At 60.2% G+C, this 15714-nt stretch carries 14 protein-coding genes, 1 tRNA gene and 2 pseudogenes; 10 read left to right on the forward strand and 7 right to left on the reverse strand.

Annotated features, from left to right (window positions below):
- The first annotated feature begins 125 nt into the window (after window positions 1-125).
- Window positions 126-386 carry a dodecin family protein gene (locus tag AA309_RS02755; protein ID WP_047187466.1) on the forward strand — a complete coding sequence of 87 codons (261 nt, stop codon included), beginning with the start codon at window positions 126-128 and terminating at the stop codon, window positions 384-386.
- A gap of 169 nt (window positions 387-555) precedes the next feature.
- On the opposite strand, the gene AA309_RS02760 is transcribed toward AA309_RS02755, so the two are convergent.
- The 4 genes from AA309_RS02760 to AA309_RS02775 all read right to left on the reverse strand — a co-directional run bounded on the left by AA309_RS02760 (window position 556) and on the right by AA309_RS02775 (window position 4723).
- On the reverse strand, window positions 556-1212 hold the full coding sequence (locus tag AA309_RS02760) for a class I SAM-dependent methyltransferase (RefSeq protein WP_047187467.1): 657 nt from the start codon (window positions 1210-1212) through the stop codon (window positions 556-558).
- Window positions 1213-1586: 374 nt separating this feature from the next.
- Complete coding sequence (locus AA309_RS02765) at window positions 1587-2411, reverse strand: carbohydrate ABC transporter permease (protein ID WP_047187468.1); 825 nt, start codon at window positions 2409-2411, stop codon at window positions 1587-1589.
- On the reverse strand, window positions 2408-3346 hold the full coding sequence (locus AA309_RS02770; RefSeq protein ID WP_047187469.1) for a carbohydrate ABC transporter permease: 939 nt from the start codon (window positions 3344-3346) through the stop codon (window positions 2408-2410). The genes AA309_RS02765 and AA309_RS02770 overlap by 4 nt, the downstream gene beginning before the upstream one ends.
- A gap of 42 nt (window positions 3347-3388) precedes the next feature.
- Entirely contained in the window at window positions 3389-4723 is a 1335-nt protein-coding gene (locus tag AA309_RS02775) for an ABC transporter substrate-binding protein (protein WP_047187470.1), read from the reverse strand.
- Between the two features lie 137 nt (window positions 4724-4860).
- Here AA309_RS02775 and AA309_RS02780 point away from each other — a divergent pair, with 137 nt between their 5' ends.
- The 4 genes and pseudogenes from AA309_RS02780 to AA309_RS36240 all read left to right on the forward strand — a co-directional run.
- Window positions 4861-5754 (forward strand): dihydrodipicolinate synthase family protein, encoded by an 894-nt coding sequence (locus AA309_RS02780; RefSeq protein WP_047187471.1) that lies wholly within the window; start codon window positions 4861-4863, stop codon window positions 5752-5754.
- Window positions 5751-6419, forward strand: a complete 669-nt coding sequence (locus AA309_RS02785; protein WP_047187472.1) for a GntR family transcriptional regulator — start codon at window positions 5751-5753, stop codon at window positions 6417-6419. The genes AA309_RS02780 and AA309_RS02785 overlap by 4 nt, the downstream gene beginning before the upstream one ends.
- Window positions 6420-6498: 79 nt before the next feature.
- Window positions 6499-7437 carry a PfkB family carbohydrate kinase gene (locus AA309_RS02790; protein ID WP_047187473.1) on the forward strand — a complete coding sequence of 313 codons (939 nt, stop codon included), beginning with the start codon at window positions 6499-6501 and terminating at the stop codon, window positions 7435-7437.
- A gap of 254 nt (window positions 7438-7691) precedes the next feature.
- Window positions 7692-7855 (forward strand): annotated as a pseudogene (locus AA309_RS36240) (DDE-type integrase/transposase/recombinase); the annotation flags it as partial.
- Between the two features lie 60 nt (window positions 7856-7915).
- Here the strand turns inward: AA309_RS36240 and AA309_RS02795 are convergent.
- Window positions 7916-8146 carry a hypothetical protein gene (locus AA309_RS02795; protein WP_047187474.1) on the reverse strand — a complete coding sequence of 77 codons (231 nt, stop codon included), beginning with the start codon at window positions 8144-8146 and terminating at the stop codon, window positions 7916-7918.
- Window positions 8147-8494: 348 nt separating this feature from the next.
- On the opposite strand from AA309_RS02795, the gene AA309_RS02800 reads away from it, so the two are divergent.
- Complete coding sequence (locus AA309_RS02800; RefSeq protein WP_052954444.1) at window positions 8495-8809, forward strand: DUF6894 family protein; 315 nt, start codon at window positions 8495-8497, stop codon at window positions 8807-8809.
- A gap of 78 nt (window positions 8810-8887) precedes the next feature.
- On the opposite strand, the gene AA309_RS02805 is transcribed toward AA309_RS02800, so the two are convergent.
- The gene (locus AA309_RS02805; protein WP_052954445.1) at window positions 8888-10852 is read right to left on the reverse strand and encodes a PAS domain S-box protein; all 1965 of its coding nucleotides are present in this window, start codon (window positions 10850-10852) and stop codon (window positions 8888-8890) included.
- Between the two features lie 730 nt (window positions 10853-11582).
- Between AA309_RS02805 and AA309_RS02810 the strand changes: the two genes are divergently transcribed.
- From AA309_RS02810 to AA309_RS32810, 4 genes and pseudogenes are all read left to right on the forward strand, one after another.
- Window positions 11583-12959, forward strand: coding sequence for an NfeD family protein (locus AA309_RS02810; protein ID WP_052954446.1), 1377 nt, complete (start codon window positions 11583-11585; stop codon window positions 12957-12959).
- A complete protein-coding gene (locus AA309_RS02815) occupies window positions 12956-13798 on the forward strand; it encodes a slipin family protein (protein ID WP_084730817.1) in 843 nt (280 codons plus the stop codon). Before AA309_RS02810 ends, AA309_RS02815 begins: the two co-directional genes overlap by 4 nt.
- 368 nt (window positions 13799-14166) lie before the next feature.
- Window positions 14167-14243, forward strand: a tRNA-Trp gene (locus AA309_RS02820).
- Between the two features lie 250 nt (window positions 14244-14493).
- Window positions 14494-14983: pseudogene (locus tag AA309_RS32810) on the forward strand (cation:proton antiporter domain-containing protein); the annotation flags it as partial.
- Between the two features lie 115 nt (window positions 14984-15098).
- Here AA309_RS32810 and AA309_RS02830 read toward each other — a convergent pair.
- On the reverse strand, window positions 15099-15632 hold the full coding sequence (locus tag AA309_RS02830; protein WP_244470236.1) for a DUF3124 domain-containing protein: 534 nt from the start codon (window positions 15630-15632) through the stop codon (window positions 15099-15101).
- Window positions 15633-15714: the final 82 nt, after the last annotated feature.

The raw sequence follows: 15714 nt of genomic DNA on the forward strand, positions 1-15714 counted from the left end.
GACGGCACCTGACTTCATCTTCGTGCTGACCCACGCTGGCCGCACCATCCAGGACAAGGAACGACACCCGTCTCCTGAGGCTTTCCCTTTAGGCGCGTGCTCGCGCCGGAGTGAAGGAGGGACAAATGTCGATCGTCAAAATGGTAGAGCTGTCGTCTCAGTCTACCTCTAGCTGGGAGGATGCCACCCGCCAAGCGGTGGAGCGGGCCTCGCAGTCGCTTCGCAACATTCGCTCCGTCTGGGTCAAGGAGTTCGAGGCCGTTGTGGAGAACGAGCAAGTCACCCAGTTCCGGGTCGTCCTGAAGGTCGCATTCCAGCTCGAGGAAGGCACGAGCGCGAGGAGTACAAGGAGCATGGGAAGTGAGGAGATCCAGGGCCTAGAATGATGCTTCTCGGCTAGCGAAGGGACTACAGACGGTCACGCTCGGTGCGGCAGTCTCAGCCGAGCGAGTGACCCAACATAGCGCCCGCAGACCGCCTGTTGTAAGGCCCGACACGTCTCAGGTTCTACCCTGGTCCGCCGGCAGGTCTGCGGGCGATGCGCTCCTGCGGCCGCTACCTGAAGATCCGGCACTTTGGAGGGTCGACCTCAAAGGGGAACTTGCCCTGGCCGGAAAAGAAGTCGTCAAAAGCTTTCTTGACCTCCGGCCAGTGCGGGTAGTCGTCGCCAATGAGAACACCTCGAGGTCGGATCATGGGCCACCATTCGCGAAGATCCGACGTGACCGCATGATAGTCGTGTCCGCCATCGATATGAACCACATCAACCTGGACGTTGTGATGTCGCAGGACATTCGCGGCGTTGATCGAGTCCAGCGGGAGGGGAAGGACATAGTCTTGCAAGCCTTCCCCTACGATATTGGCCGCGAACGTATGATAGAGGGCAGGAAAGCCGTTGCTGAAATTGAGATGGGCAAACCACTCATCGCTCATCCAGTGATCCCAGGCCCCGAGCCAGGTATCGACGGCGACCACTACTCCGTCGAGGTTCATCTCCCTCATCTTAGAGGCGAGAGAGATTACAGACGCTCCTTTCCAGACGCCAACCTCGACGACGACCGACGGCCTGAGGATCTCGATAGCATCTGTCAGGTAGCGATGGGTCGAGCCCCAGCCCTGCTGATCCTGCCGGTACAGTCGGGCCGGATAGTTCAAGAACGGGTCCTGCCCGTGCCATATGGTCTGCAGCAACGCATCATGGACGTTTGTCATCCTATGCCTCGCTCGAGTTTCGAACATTAAGCGAACGCTATCTCATGCTCCTGGACTACTAAGATCCAAGAAGCACGGAAGATCCGCTCAAGGTCAAAACCGCGAATCCCCAGCCCTTTCAAAACGTCCGCTTAGGGCCGGTTAGCTGCTCTCAAGCTTGGTCTCACTTGTGCCACCTCCTGCCCTGCCGGACAGAGCGTACGTCTGAAAGGGGACCATGATTTAGCCGGTTAGTCAGCAAGCTCGTAGACGACAGTGCAGTTGGGCTGGAAAATGATCGCCGGATCGCGGCTAGCCGCGAACCTACGCTGCTTCGGTCGCCTCACCCTGAAGAACATTACCTGTGCAGGCAGTTTGCTAGGCAGTCCTCCGGATCAACCACCCTTCACCGCCCCAGCCGTCAAACCGGCAACGATCTGACGCTGCGCGATCACGGTGAGCACGAGCACCGGCAAGGTTACGATCAACGCCGCTGCGGCCAAGGGTCCCCAACTTAGCTGCTCGAAGGACAGCATGTTGTAGACAGCGACTGGCAAGGTGCGTGTCTCTCGCCCAGCCAGCACCACGCCGAATACGAAGTTGTTCCAGGAGAAGATCACCGCGAGAATGAAAGCAACCGTGATGCCTGGTTTCGCGATTGGGAGCGCAACGTAGCGGAACACGTCCCAACGATTGGCGCCATCGATGACTGCCGCCTCCTCGAGTTCGAGCGGGGTCGTCTCGAAATAGCCGATCATGATCCAGATCACGATCGGAACCGTGATGACCAAGTGGGCGATGATCTGCGGCACAAGGGTCCCCATAAGCCCCAGCCATTGAAACAGCAGAAAGAGCGGGATGAGATACGACAGGCCCGGAGTCATGCGGGCGATGAGTACGACGATAGCGGCCTTGGTGGCCCGCATGCGCGCAATGCCGTAACCGGCCGGAACGCCGATCAGGAGAGCAAGCCCGGTCGCGGCGCCGGTCACGATCAGGCTGTTGAGGAAGAAGAGCCCGAACCGGTTCGCCTCGAACACACCGGTATAGTTTTTCCACGCAAAGCGCTCAGGGATCAGGATGGGCGGATAGGCAGCGTTATCGACCTCAAACTTGAGAGAGAGGGAGAGCATCCAGAGAAAGAACAGGATGGCTGGCGACACCAGCACCACGCCAGCGAACAACATGCCAAGCGAGTTCAGAATTCTCCTTGACGTCATGCGCCCCCCTGCACGTCGGTCCACTTCGTCCTTTGACGGAGATGGAGCATCAGAAGCGACAGGGCGATAACGATTGCGAAGAATACGACTGCAATGGCAGATCCATAGCCCACGTCGTAGTAGGCGAATGCGACGCTGTACAGGTAGAGGTTGATCGTTTCCGACGCTGTTCCGGGCCCGCCCTGAGTGATGGCGTAGATAATGTCGAAGCTCTTCAGGGCGTCGATGGTCCGGATGATCACAGCAACCATGAGAAACGGTGCGATCATCGGCAAGGTGATGTAGCGGAACCGCTGAACTGCGCTGGCTCCGTCGATGGCAGCACTCTCGTAAGGTTCCGATGGAATGGCCGCGAGGCCGCCAAGCACGATCAGCATCACGAGCGGCGTCCACTGCCAGGTCTCGACGAGAACCAATGACGGGATCACCGTCGAAGGATTGAAGACCCAAGCCTGAGGCCCGATCCCGATCAGCGACAGGAGATAGTTGAGCACACCCAATTGGGGGTGGAACATCATCGTCCATACAAGCGCAATAGCCACGGGCGTCGCCATCATCGGCATGATGAACAACCCGCGCAGAATGCCTCTGAGCGGCAAACGTGAATTGAAGACCAGGGCAGCCAAGGTCCCGAGGATCAACGGCAGGACGACGGCAAGAAACGTGTAGATGAACGTGTGAATGACAGAGGTCAGGAAACGCTCATCCGAAACCAGCCGCGCGTAATTGGACAGACCGGCAAAGCGGCGAGCTCCACCTACAGTCCATTCGTGCAGGCTCATCCAGACCGTGAAGACCCAGGGGAAGACGATGACCGACCCCACCACGGCAACCGCAGGGACGACGAACGGCCAGTACGAGCTTCGCGGGCGAGCGCCCTGAACGGGCGCTGCCTCCTTTATCTCTCCAGGCTGTTGCTCAACGATGGTCGCCATCAACGCGCTCCACCATGGCAGCCCTCCTCATGCAAGCGGCTATCAAGCCTTTTCGCTGCGCTCAAGGATCGGCTTGAATTGCTCCGTTGCCTTCTTCATCTCCGTGGCTGGATCAGCTCCCGCCAAGAGATTGGTGAGCCCGATACCGATGATGTCGCGAAACTCGGTGACCGGCTGAACGACGGGGAGGCCTAGCTTGCTGATCTTGCCGGATTCCACGACCGCGTCGATCCAAGCCGGCGGCATCTTCACGCCCTTGCGGACCTCCGGATCGCTGAGGATCGAGTTACGGAATGGGACGCCACCACCGGCTTGCAGAAGCCGCGCGCCCATCAGTTTTGAAACAGCCCATTGGCAGTAAAGATAGGCTGCCTCCTTGTTCTTGCTGGCGGCGGTAACGGCGATGCCATCCCCGAACGTTGCCGAGGCTTGCGCCTTCGGCCCGCGCGGCATGACCCCATAGCCAACCTTTCCGACGACTCGTGACTTGTCCGGGTCCTCAAGAGGAGGCGCAAAGCCGACGCCATCGAGCCACATGCCGATCTTTCCTTGCAGGAAGGCCGACTGGCATTCCGACCAGTTGAATCCGGAAACTCCCTGGGGGGCCGATTTCGAGAGGAGGCGCTGATAAAGCCGCGCAGCTTCAATGGCCTCTGGCGTATCGGTCATCAGATTGCCATTCGCGTCGACAGGATCGACCCCATAGCCGAGCAGGAAGCTCGTCCAGACGGGGACATTGGCATTCTTCAGACCCCGGGCCACGAAACCGTAGGTCCCCTCCTTCGGGTCAGTCAGAGCTTCCGCCACTTTCACCATCTCGTCGAAGGTCTGTGGGTAGGCGAGCCCCTTCTTCGCGAAGAGATCCTTGTTCCAGTAAACCATCCAGTAATCGACGGAGAACGGCAGCGACAGCATCTGGCCCTGCGGATTCTTCGCATAGAGCAGCCCGGCCTGAGAGAAGTCGCTTTCGGTCAGGCTGGGATCCGTCAGCTCAGGGTTCTTCATGAATGGGCCAATGTCAGCCAGCCAGTTTGCTTTCTCGAACTGACGCTTCTGGACATGATAGCTGATGTGGATCACGTCGAAGCTCGGGCTGCCGGAATTCAGCTCGATCACGGCTTTCTGCCGCTGCTGCTGTTCCGGTGTCTGTTCAGAGGAAACCTGAATGCCGGTAAGGTCGGTGAATTCTTTTTCATACTTCTGCAGGACCTCGCCTCGCGGGCTCTTGACAAGGTTCACGCCGATCTTGGTGCCGGCGTACTTCTTCCAGTTCACATCGGCAAAGGCAGGTCCCGTGCCGCCGAGGCCGTATGCGGATGCGACCGCGCTGCTTGCCAGGAATGTGCGACGCGTGAGCGAGCCAAAGGTCTTGGCCATTGTCAGTTCCCTCCCTGTTTCACCGTAACGGCCTCTTCGGGCTCTTTTCTGTGCTTGCAACCGATTAAGCACCGAGTAACATGTTAGTGTCAACACAACATTTGATCCGGCCTTCTTTCAGGCCTCTGGAGGCTCTCTTGTCCCTCAGCTTCGGCATCAGTCCCGCTCTCGTCACTCCCTTTGCGGAGGGCAAAGTTGACGTTCAACGCCTCGCCCATCACGCGAAGGATTGCCTCGCCCGTGGCTGCCGAACGGCGACGATCTTCGGGACCACAGGCGAAGGCCCCTCCGTGGGTGCTGCTGAGCGGGAGCGTGTTGCCAAGGACCTCATCAACCTCGGCATTCTGCCGGAACAACTGGTGGAGGGCGTTATTGCCTGCTCGCTGGAGGAGGCCGCTTACAGCACGGGCCAAGCGTTGCGCCGTGGCGCTCACGCCGTCCTTCTGGCGCCTCCTTTCTATTTCAGGCCGGTGCCCGACGAGGCCGTATTTGCCTGGTACGCGGCAGTTTTCGAGGCAGTCGGCAGCGATCTTCGGGATGTGATCCTCTATCACATCCCTGGCATGACCGGCGTGCCACTGTCGCACGCTGTCATCGCTCGCCTCATCGAGCGTTATCCTCACGCGATCAGGGGCGTCAAAGACAGCGCATGCGACGCCGAGGCGACGTTCGCGCTGCTCAAGGCTTTTCCTCACCTCGACATTCTTGTCGGTGACGAGACCTATCTCGGGCGCGCATGTGCGGCGGGCGCAGCAGGCTCCATCTGCGGCGTTGCCAATATTCTTCCCGAAGCCGTCATCGCCCTGGCGGAGAGTGGTCACGACGATCCTCGCGTCGTCGCACTCGTTCAGGAGATCACCCGCCACCCTGTGGTTCCAATGGTGAAGGCACTTGTAGCATATACCAAAGGAGACCGCGTCTGGGCGGCTCCAAGACCGCCCCTCCCCGCTCTGGACCAGCAGAGCATTGCCCAAGCCGTTGCGCTCCTTGAGCCGTTCGGCCTTTCGGCGACTGCGATCAAGCAACCATGACCCGCCACGCGCGTCGTGCCGAACTCAAGCTCCGTGAACGGGCCTATGATGCATTCACGGAACATCTGCTGCGGAGCAAGATCAAGCCCGGTCAGTTCGTCACCCAACGAGAACTCGTGGTTCTCACAGGACAGCCTCTCGGGGCAATCCGGGAGCTGATCCCACGCCTTGAGGCCGAAGGATTGATTGTCACGGTCCCGCAGCGTGGGATGCAGATCCTGCCTCTCGATATCGGGTTGATCCGCAATGCATTTCAGTTCCGTATGATTCTTGAGCGTGAGGCGATCTCATCTTTCTGCCAGACGGCCAGCGACGAAGCGATCGAGCGGCTCGAGGCCATTCACCAGTCAATTATCGTGTCGGCGCAGAAAGGCGTGACTGACGAACTTGTCGCCGAGGCTCAACAGGTTGATCGCGAATTCCATGAGACAGTCGTGGACGAGCTCAACAATGATATTATATCGAAGGCCTACCGGGTCAATTGGATCAAAGTGCGTCTCATTCGCCAGAATGAAACGAGCCTCGACAAAGAACTTGTGATACCCGTAATGCAGGAGCACCTCGTTATCATTTCAGCGATGAAGCGACGAGACGCCGCCGCTGCCGTGGATGCCGCCGTGGCGCATATCATGAATGCCCGCTCGAGGGCTATCAATCTGGAATAACAGCCCCTGCCCTTTGGTTCATGAGCAATACAGGATGCACCGCCCTACGATGGCGGATCGAGATACTCGGACCCCGGCGATGAACGAAAAGCCTGTGATCTGCCTAGGATGCGCTTTCTGGGACACCATCTTCAAGGTCGATCATATCCCCGGTCACGGTACCAAGATACTACCCGAGAAAGCCGTTCAGGCTGCGTCCGGAATGGCGACGGCAGCCGCCATCACAATCGCTCGCCTTGGCGGACATGTCGAACTCTGGGCGCGCATCGGCGAGGATCCAGCCGGCGACAGCTTCTTGCTCGATCTGTCACAAGAGGCAGTCGGAATCGATCATATTCGCAGGATCGAGGGCGCCCGTACAGCATTCTCCACCATTCTCGTCGACAGCGCCGGCGAAAGGCTGGTCGTGCCCTACACCGACCCATCACTGGACCATGACCCGAGTTGGCTGCCTCTTCATAAGATCGCAGAAGCAAGCGCCGTTCTTGTCGACATGCGATGGATGGAAGGAGCAAGAGCCGTGCTGACTGAGGCACGCCGTCACGGCATACCGACCATTCTTGATGCAGATATTGCACCTCCTGATGCGCTTCGGGAGATGATCTCGCTTGCCGATCACGTTCTGTTTTCGGAGCCGGCGCTGATGTCTCTTACAACCGACGTATCGCCCAGAGGGGCATTGCTGGATATCGTCGATGATCTAAAGGCGGAGGTCGTGGGTGTGACACTTGGCGCCGCTGGTGCATTGATATGGCAGCGCGGACGGTCGGAAGGCATTTTATATGAGCTTCCATCCCTACCCATTCGCGCCGTGGATACCTTGAATGCGGGCGACGTCTGGCACGGCGCATACGTCTATGGCCTGGTCAATAATTGGGGGATATTGCGGTCTGTGCAGATGGCCAACGTCGCGGCTGCCATCAAGTGCGAGTCTTTCGGAGGCCGTCTCGGCTCTCCCCGCCTGCCTGAACTGCTCGAGCGAAGTCTGGCTCTCCAAGCACCGTTCGCGGATATCTAGGACCAGATGAAACTGGTCCTGCCATTCCAGTAACTGCAATTTTCTATTTTGTCCTTCTCGCCATCTCCGGTTCAGGTTGAATTGAGGTGAAGAGCGAGAGCATCTGAATGTCCACTCTTCGTCGCCAATGCGGAAATCAGGATAAGGTCAGCTCCATGCCAGTTCCTTACCTTCGACGCGTGGATTGGCGACATTGGTCCCCGGTCCAGATGCACCTTGTTGTTGGCTGGCGCTGGTACAGGGCTCTCTATGAATTGCTCGAGCGCTTCAATGGACACAAGCGACCCGTCAGCCGGAAATGGCATGCCGACGAAACTTACATCAAGGTCCGGGGCATTGGATGTATCTCTACCACGCCTTCGACAGCAACGGTCGCGCGGTCGAGTTTCGATTTGGCAAACGACGAAACGTCACTGCTTAGCATGACCTAAACAGTGAGCGGACCTTGCAGAGTGCAGCCGAACCAAGTCGTTCGGCACTAACGGGCATCGGCTCTGGTCCGGAGTTCGGCAATCTGGCGGACATAGGGTTCCCGGCGCTCGATGTGGCGCTGCCGTACCGTGTCCAGGATCATTGCCCTAAGGTCAGGCTTGGCCGTTGCTCGGATTCGGGCCAGCTCGAACTCGTACTCGACATCGATGTTAGAAAGTGTCGTGGACAGGATCGAAATGAGCTCAGTAACCTGATTATCGTTCGCAGCCGTGTCCATTGGCCTGTGTCCCTTCCCTAGCATGCTTTTTGAGGCTGACCTGATAACCTGGCTGTGCTGCGCCTGCTCCCGGCAGAAGGATCCCGTCGGGCGGGTCCGTTGCGAAAGGAGCCGGTTCGGGGATGGCAGTGCATCCGTGCCACCCCCGTAGGCCGTTCCTCGATTGGTGTGGCGTCTCCCTGCCTCTTTGGGCAGGTCTCTCCCTAAACTGCAGGTGCCGATCTGCCGATCGCAGCCTGCCATTAACCTGAGTTAACTTCCGGCAGTGACAGACAACAGTCGGGACTTCCCTACGGACTGTTCCGCAAGGGCCTATGGACCCGACGATCCACATTCCAAGGTCGCCCAATGAAGGACTGTGCCTCTTCCAGGCAGGAGCTGGGCGAAGATGTCCTAAAGCCTATATTCCTCACCCAGAGCAGGTTCCTTGCCATGATGCCCCTGTACTTCCTTCACATCCGAAACGGGGACAAGCTTGAGATCGATCCAGACGGCATGGAGCTGCCTGACCAGGATGCTGCTCTTATAGAGGCTCTGAAAGTTGCACGGGAACTTCTGGACGAGGTGGCTGACCTGGGACGGGATGCGGTTATCGAGATCGCTGATGGAACCGGCGAAACGGTCTTGACCGTGCCATTCTCGGACGCCGTTCGACCCCATTAAGGGAAAGGACGCGACTCTACGAACGCAGAACATGCCGCATCTCATCACATCATGCGCGATCAGCGCTGCCTGTCCCGATCAGCGCTGCCTGTCCTGTAATTTAGGTTGCAAGCCAGCAGCAACCGCGATCTGAACCAGCTCGGGCAGGCTCTGAGCGCCAAGACGTTCCATGATGCGGGCCCGATGTGCCTCCACCGTGCGCGGGCTAAGCCCGAGGTCTCGAGCAATCGTCTTGTTGGTGCCCCCGGACAGTAGTCCATCCAGCACCTCCCGTTCGCGTGGCGGCAGTGCCGCAATGAGCGCCTTCAAGCGTTCGGCGGCCTGATCCCGCTCTGCCCTTTCCTGAATTGTCGCCTGAGCTGAGGCAAGCGCATCCAGAAGTTGTTCGGGACGATACGGCACGTCAAGAAAGTCCACGGCTCCGGCCTTCATCGCCCGGATCCCGAGCGATACGTTTCCGCCGGTTTCGCCAATCACGATCACCGGCAGGCCCGCACGCCGGAACTTCAGTTCCGTGGGGATCGTCAGTTCGCCAGTCTCGGGACCGCGAATATCGAGCACCACACAGCCAGGCACCAGCACCGGCGCCACCTCAAGGAAGGAGCGCGCCGAGGCAAACGTCTTCACCTCATAGCCGGCCCCCTGGAGCAGAAGACACAGATCCCGGCGTGAGGCCTCATTGCTATCCACCACGTAGACCTCGGATCCATCATGCTGGGTGATGTCCTTGGCGATGCCGGCGATCCGTCGGATCTTCCGATGCTCGTCAAGGATCGGGAACCCGGTGGAGTGAATGTGGCGCATGCTTCCGTCAGGTCGAATGATGCGGTACTCCTGAACGACAGTCTCGCCCCGCAGGACCCGATCGTTGGTCTGGGATGCGCGCTCCCGATCCTCGGGATGAACGGTTTCGACCCATTGGTCACGGCGGTGGAAAGCATCGGGAGACCAGCCCCAGACGCGCTCGAAGGCGGGGCTGACGTATTCCATCTGCAACGTTTCAGCGTTCATGATCCAGAGCACATCGGCTGAGTGCTCGGCGAACTGCCGGAAACGCTCCTCGCTCTCCCGCAGGGCGGTTTCTGCCCGCGCTCGCAGGACCGAGGTCCAGGTGCGTTCGGCGACCTCCTGCACCAGCTTCACTTCATCCTCGCGCCAATAACGAGGCGCGGTGTGGTGGACATAGAGCGACGCGACCAAGCGACCGTCTCGGATGAGCGGCGCGAGGATGGTGGCGCGCTTGCCGGTGCGGAGAAACTCGGCGGCGATACGCTCCTCCGCAGTGCGGGAATCTAACAGAGCATCCTCGATGCACACCGTCTGCCCGGCCTCAAGCTCGCTGCGGATCGCCGGCCCAAACTCGTCGAGGCTGTATTGGCCGGCAAAGGTCGGATTCGTGCCCTCGCTCCAGTCGCGCTCGACCGTAAAGGACTTGCCGCTTTCGCTGAGTTCCGCATAGCCGACGCGACTAGTCTTCAGGTGCCGACCGAGCATCTCTGCGGCCGTGGCCATGACCTCGCACCCCTCGGCTATACCGCGCAGGCGGGTACTCAGATCGACCAGGAAACGAAGCCGCTGCTCGCCGAGCACCCGCTCCGTGGTCTCATGGATGACGATGAGGATGCCACCCACGTCACCAAGTTCGTCCATGACGGGACTGAACGAGCCATTCCACCACGTCGTCTCGGGATAACCTTTGCGCTGAATGATATCGACAGGCACATCCTCAACGTAAACTGCTTCTCCCCGACGCGCCTGCACGACGAGCGGAGAAACGACATGCCAGATCTCCGCCCAAGCCTGCGGCAGGGACTGCCCGAGCGCCTCCGGTCTCAATCCACGCAATGGCAGACAGGCATCATTGTAGAAGGTGACCAGTTCTGGTCCCCATAGCATGTAGGTGGGAAGCTTGGACCGGAGCATATTGCTGAGCGTGACGCAGAGTGAGGGTGGCCAAGTCTCGACGGGACCGAGAGGCGAGTCGGACCAGTCATAGGCCTGGATGCGGCTCCCCATGGTGCCGCCTCCGCTCAAAAACTGCATGGTACTCAACCCGCCGACCCTCCTGCCTCCTATGGTTCGAGTTGATCATGCCATCTCGATCTTGGCTATATTCCGCCGCCTCATATGTTCCCCGCTTCGTATGTGCCTAGAGTATAGGTGTCCAATAGTCGACAGGTGATGCTGATCGTCTCACATTGGCAAAAGATCCTGATCCCTGGCATGTTCCGTATTGCTACGTCGTAATCCACCGACATGACACAACAGGTGTATCTGAACCTTACTGTTTCCCACCGGTACCATATTTGCCCCTACGGACCGGACCTTGAAGCGCCCCTTGAGACGACGGGCGCTTTCTTTTTGCAGTAACAGGCCGTGCAGGAGACCCGGTCTGACAGGGTTGATCGTCGAAGACTAGATGACGCTCTGAAGGCCGGAAGCTTGTGCTCGGGCTCCCCAGAGGCCAATCTGCCCTGAGAGGGCTCTTCTGCGCCAGACCGTGAAGTTCCCCTGCCCTTCAGAATGTCTGCTTAGGCAAGGTTAGCTGACCTCGGATTCAGATCCGCTCTGCGCCAGGAACGGACCTGCACGTCCGCACTGGACGTAATAATCTCCAAGGCCAAGTTAAAATCGGCAGCGAAGCAATCTCTTCAGGCCTGACGCTTCATGGCTTGATGGCCCACCAGACTGTTTGATGCTACAATTCGCCTATAAGGTATAAGGGCCTCACCACCTGGGAGATCGGTGCGTGTGCCTGCAGCGTCTAATCCGAATGCTGGCAACCGTCATTGTGATGACGGCTTGGCTCCCAGTGAGCGCCTCAGAGCCTGCTTCCCAAACAGACGCGGACCGGTACGTCACCTCGATCGCGGTCACAGGACCGATCGGCCCCGCGACCGCCAAATACGTCAGGGACACCCTTCTCGCCGCCAGTCCGCAAAAAGTCGAGGCCATCATCCTGCGCCTCAACACACCAGGAGGATTGGCGACGAGCATGCGCGAGATCATCGCGGACGTGCTGGCCTCGCCGGTACCGGTCATCGGCTTCGTTGCTCCCGCTGGAGCCCATGCGGCCAGCGCGGGCACCTACATTCTTTATGCAACCCATGTGGCCGCCATGGCGCCGGGCACCAATCTCGGGGCTGCAACCCCGGTGCAGATCGGCGCCCCACCCACACTCCCCTCCTCGGAGCCGACGAAGGACAAGGACGGTGCTGACCGCGCAGGCCCGGGCACCAAGGATGCCATGACCGCGAAAATGACCAATGATGCGGTCGCCTTCATTCGGAGTCTCGCCGAACTTCGGCACCGGAATGCCGACTGGGCGGAAGAAGCTGTGCGAGCGGCGGCCAGCCTCTCGTCCCAAGCGGCGCTCAACCAGGGCGTGATCGACGTTGTTGCCGACACGTCCGAGGAACTCCTCGCCCGCATCGACGGACGCGAGGTGCAGGTGCTGGGCGAGCGCCGACGTCTCGCCACCAAGGGCCTCCCGATCCGACCGGAGGAACCGAGCTGGCTCATCCGCCTGCTCGCGACGATCACTGACCCCAATGTCGCATTCATCCTCATGATAGTCGGCGTGTACGGCCTGATCTTCGAATTCAGCAATCCCGGGACGGTCGCACCTGGGGTGATCGGTGCCATCTGTCTCGTCCTCGGCCTGTACGCCCTGAACATGCTGCCGGTAGACTATACCGGCCTCGCGTTGATGCTGCTTGGCCTTGCCTTCCTGATCGCGGAGGCTTTCAACCCGACCGTGGTCCTGGGCCTGGGCGGTCTTATGGCTTTCCTGCTTGGGGCCATGATGCTGATTGACACCGATGCTCCCGAATTCCAGCTCTCCTGGACGGTCATCGGGGGAGCACTGGTGGCCAGCATCGGGCTCCTCACACTGACGCTAGGCTATGTCTGGCGGGCGCGCCACCAGCCCGTCCGCACCGGCACCCCCGCCATGCTCGGGCAACCCGCAGAGGTGCTCGACTGGACAGGTCAGGAGGGCCATGTGCTTGCCTTGGGGGAGCGCTGGCAGGCGCGAGCCTCACAACCTCTCACCCCGGGCGAGCATGTTCAGATCGCCGGGATCCAGGGCCTGATGCTTGAGGTGCGCCGTAGTCCGGAAGTGGCGATCGGTTCGGAGGGACAGCCATGATCTTCGACTATGTTGCTTACCTTATCCTAGCGCTGCTCATTGTGGGCTTTTTGGCTGCGGCGATCCGGGTGCTCCGGGAATACGAGCGCGGGGTCGTGTTCACCCTCGGTCGCTTCACGGGCGTGAAGGGCCCCGGGCTGATCATTCTCGTTCCCTTCGTGCAACAGATGGTCAGAGTTGATCTGCGGGTCATCGTGCAAGACGTGCCGACCCAGGATGTCATCTCGCGCGACAATGTCTCGGTGAAGGTCAATGCCGTGATCTACTTCCGGATCGTCGACCCCGAGCGGGCGATCATCAAGGTTGAGAATTACATGGCCGCAACAAGCCAGCTGGCACAAACGACCCTTCGTTCAGTGCTGGGCAAGCACGAGCTTGATGAGATGCTGGCGGAGCGCGATCGTCTCAATGCCGATATCCAGCAGATTCTCGATCAGCAGACGGACGCCTGGGGAATCAAGGTCGCCAATGTCGAGATCAAGCATGTGGACCTCAACGAGAGCATGGTGCGCGCCATCGCCAAGCAGGCCGAAGCTGAGCGCCTGCGGCGAGCCAAGGTGATTAACGCCGAAGGCGAGCAGCAGGCGGCGGAAAAGCTCGTGGAGGCAGGACGACTGCTCGCAGTCGAGCCGCGCGCCATGCAGCTTCGTTATTTCGCAGCCCTGCACGATATCGCCAGCGAGCGCTCTTCGACCATTGTCTTTCCCTTGCCCATGGACCTTCTGTCCCAGCTCGGGAACGCGGTCGGAGGTCAGATCGTCGGTCCTTCGAACGCAACCGGCTCGCAAGACGGCGCTCGTGAACCGGGGGTTGCCAGCCTTGGAGCGAAGCGCGCCTGACGATCCCTGCCGAATGATCCGTGCGGACGAAGCCTCCCCTGCAGACAGATGATCGCACTGACCTAACTTCGGGCCGAAGGTCGGCTCTGGGGCAACGATAGTCCTTAAAGCTCCACCGTATAAAGGCCCCCTCACCGCGCAAATGCAGACGGTCTGCTCCTTCCGCTTTGTGCCGAAAGCGGTCGTTTTAGGCACCAACTTTGGGAGTTCTGCTTGCGCGCCATAGCAGACATCCCAGCGCCCACGAGGGAGAATGAGGGCTCCGCCACAGCCATATTCAGGGGCCGGGACTGATCTGAAGCTTGACGGTCGGGAGCGTTCGACCGATAAGGCCCCACCTCTGGTCGGCACACATGGACTGACCTCGCAGGAGTGTAGCTCAATCGGCTAGAGCACCGGTCTCCAAAACCGGGGGTTGGGGGTTCGAGTCCCTCCACTCCTGCCAATGCGCAAACACCTGACACCTCCAGGCGTCCGGCACAGCGGGACCAGGTCGAGGCTGGAGACCGACTTACTCTGCCGCAAGCGTCGTGGCCAACCCTGAATTAGCATCACATTCGGATCGCCTCATCGGGGCGGGCCGGCCGAGCGCCCGCCCAAACACTACGACAAAGGCCGGGATGGCGGACAGACGTTCTGGTACTGGCTGCCAGTGGTTGGAGCAGGGATCCCCAACCATACAGGACCGGGAGACCATGCCGCATCACACCCCGCTCATCACCACCATCGTCGGTCTCGGACCGGCTTTCCTCCTCGGCGCCCTGGCCAACCGCCTGCGCCTCTCGCCCCGGTCGGCAATCTCATTGCCGGCATCCTGATCGGGCCGTTCGCGCCAGGATACGTGGCCGACCAGAGTCTTGCGCTGCAACTGGCAGGGATCGGTGTCATCCCGCTGATGTTCGGTGTCGGGCTGCACTTCTCGCCCCCGACCTTCTCTCGGTGCGGGCCATTGCCATTCCGGGAGCTTCGGGCCAGGTCTCCATCGCAACGCTGATGGGTCTGGGGCTGGCGTGGGGCATGGGTTGGACGATCGGAGTCGGACTCGTGTTCGGCTTGGCGCTCTCGGTCGCCAGCACGATCGTGCTTCTAAAAGCCTTGCAGGAGATGCGTCTCGTGGAGACCGAGCGCGGCCCTATCGCCGTCGGCTGGCTCCACCTCGATCCGTCGACCCCGAGGATTGCCTTGCGCTAGAGCATCGGACCCAAGATTGGAATGCACTTTCGGGATTGATCCGATGCTCATTCCCTAGAGCAGCGCATCGTCCCAGGCGAAAACCGGATCCGCTTCTCCGCGCGATGCGCTAGGGAGCGTGGAGCCCTCGTCCCCGATCTGGTTCCTCATCCGGGTGCACGATCCGCGCCGGGCGCCCGGGGCTGACGAACGAGTACGTCGCATTCCCCTGGGTGCCGATCATCACAGCCTCGATCACCGGTTCGCTGATCGGGCCGTCCGCCGCCCAGTCGACCACGAAGTTGGCTCCCATCCCGGCCCGGCGATCCTCGCGGGCCACAAACATCTCGATGGTGCCGAGCGGCTTGAGGGCGACAGGGCTGTCCAGATAGGCCTGGACGAGTTCGCCGCCCGTGTCGTGATAGTCGACCCGTTCCAGCAGGAGAGGCTTCTCCTGAGAGGTGTTGTGGATGCTGAGCGTAGCCGCGAGGTCGATGCGGGAGCGTCCGTTCATCATCCGGATCGTCGAATAAGCCGGAACGTAGACGGTGCGGCGCATCTTCGCATCGCCCGGGTAGGTTTCTGCAAGGGACGCTCTGAAGAGGTGGATGGGATCGACCACGCGTTCGTGGGTGGATGCCGATCGCAGCTCTGATACCGCCATCCTACCCTGTTCACGGACGTGGGGGATCGGGACTGGTTGTTGACTTATCCCCCAGATGAGAAGTCCGCATCCGAGGAGCAGC

The sequence above is a fragment of the Microvirga vignae genome, from assembly GCF_001017175.1.
Classification (GTDB): Bacteria; Pseudomonadota; Alphaproteobacteria; order Rhizobiales; family Beijerinckiaceae; genus Microvirga; species Microvirga vignae.